A 1913-nucleotide genomic window follows, 5' to 3' on the forward strand; every position below is an offset into this window, starting at 1 on the left:
CAGCCGACCGCCAGCGCGGCGATGGCGACGCGACCGTCGTCGAGGGTGGCGAGGAACTGCGCGAAGCCGCGGCCCCGCTCCCCCAGCAGGTGGTCGGCCGGCACGCGCGCGTCGGTGAACGTCAGCGGGTGGGTGTCGGACAGGTGCCAGCCGAGCTTGTCGTAGGCCTTCTCGGCCACGAAGCCGGGCGTGCCCGACGGCAGGATGATCGCGCTGATCTCCGGGGTGCCGTTCTCGCGCGTCCCGGTCCGGGCGGTGACGGTCACGCAGGAGGTGATCTCCGAGCCGGAGTTGGTGATGAACTGCTTGGCGCCGTTGACGACCCACTCGCCGTCGACGAGCTCGGCCTTGGTCGCGGTCGCTCCCGCGTCGGACCCCGCGCCCGGCTCGGTCAGCCCGAAGCCCGCGATCGCCTTCCCGGCCACGAGGTCGGGCAGCCAGCGGTCCTGCTGCTCCTTGGTGCCGAAGGTCTGGATCGGGTTGATGCCCAGGCCGACGGCGGCCTCGAGCGTGATGCCGACCGACTGGTCGACCCGGCCGAGCTCCTCGATGGCCACGCAGAGGCTGGTGAAGTCGCCGTCCTCGCCGGCGCCGCCGTACTCCTCGGGGGCGGTGAGGCCGAACAGCCCCAGGTCGCCCATCTTCGCCACCAGGTCGACCGGGAAGTGGTGCGCCCGGTCCCAGCCGGCGACGTGGGGCGCGACCTCCTTCTCGGCGAAGTCACGGATGCTGCGGCGGAAGTCCTCGTGCTCGGCGGACAGCTCGAAAGTCATGACCCCAGTGTGTGACGCTGACGTCAACGTAAGGCAAGCGAGTCGGCTGATCGAGCTCCGGGAGGTCCAGATGGGTGACGCGACGTGGAGCATCACCGAGCTCGCCGCGGAGTACGACGTGACGCTGCGGACCCTGCGCCACTACGAGCAGCTCGGCCTGCTCTCCCCCGAGCGCGTCGGCACCTCACGGGTCTACCGGCAGCGCGACCGGATCCGCCTCGAGCTGATCCTGCGCGGGAAGCGTCTCGGCTTCTCCCTCGACCAGATCGGCGTCATCGTCAACATGTACGACGAGCCGCCGGGCGAGGCGGGCCAGCTGGAGTTCCTCATCCGCCAGTGCGACGTGCGCCGCGGCGAGCTGCACCGGCTGCGCGAGGACATCGAGGCCACGCTCGTCGAGATCGACCGGGTCGAGGCCCGGTGCCGGGCCGACCTGCGGACCCTGACGGACCACTGACCGCTGACCGGCGCCCGCCCCGCCGCCCCGCTCAGCCCATCGACTTCTGGCCGTCGATGCTCTCGCGCAGGATGTCGGCGTGCCCGGCGTGCTGCGCGGTCTCGGCCACGATGTGGGCGAACGTACGACGCGCGCTCCACGTCGCCCCGGGCTCGAACCACGGGGCGGGTGGCAGGGGGTGGCGGGCCGCCAGGTCCACCTCGGCGACCAGCGCGTCGGTGGCGGCGGCCACCTCGGCGTAGCGGGCCACGATGCCCTCGAGGGTGTCGCCCTCGACCATGCGGAACTGGTTCCGGTACTCCACGAAGGCCGCCGGCGGGTTGCTCCAGTCGATGGTCTCCCAGTCCATGTCGGGCTGCGTCGAGGGCCCCTCGACGACGAAGCGCGCCCACTCCGACTCGGTGGCCGCCACGTGCTTGACGAGCCCGCCGAGGCAGAGCTCGCTGACGGTCGGACGCGAGGCAGCCTGCTCGTCGGTGAGCCCCTGCACCGTGACGAGGAAGAGCCCGCGGTGCTTGCGCAGCGCCTCGAGGAGGTCGGCTCGCTCCTCGGCGTCGGGGTCGGCGGAACCGGCGTCGGCGACGGCGGACGTGGCTGAGGGCTGGTGTGATTCGCTCATGGGTCGACACTAGGAGCCCATCAGGTCGGTTCCGTTCCTGATGCGCACCTGGCCCACCGGCTCA

The 1913-nt window shown here is 71.8% G+C and carries 3 protein-coding genes; 1 reads left to right on the top strand and 2 read right to left on the bottom strand.

Annotated features, from left to right (window positions below; translation table 11 throughout):
• Positions 1-773 (bottom strand): acyl-CoA dehydrogenase family protein (locus tag RMN98_RS11945; protein ID WP_309649040.1); only part of this gene is annotated, 773 nt, incomplete at its 3' end.
• 70 nt (positions 774-843) lie between these two features.
• Between RMN98_RS11945 and RMN98_RS11950 the strand changes: the two genes are divergently transcribed.
• Entirely contained in the window at positions 844-1230 is a 387-nt protein-coding gene (locus RMN98_RS11950; RefSeq protein WP_309649041.1) for a MerR family DNA-binding transcriptional regulator, read from the top strand.
• Between the two features lie 31 nt (positions 1231-1261).
• Here the strand turns inward: RMN98_RS11950 and RMN98_RS11955 are convergent, their stop codons facing one another.
• Complete coding sequence (locus RMN98_RS11955) at positions 1262-1849, bottom strand: DinB family protein (protein ID WP_309649042.1); 588 nt, start codon at positions 1847-1849, stop codon at positions 1262-1264.
• Between the last annotated feature and the right edge of the window lie 64 nt (positions 1850-1913).

Origin of the sequence: Nocardioides sp. (genome assembly GCF_031397825.1) — a bacterium.
GTDB lineage: Bacteria > Actinomycetota > Actinomycetes > Propionibacteriales > Nocardioidaceae > Nocardioides.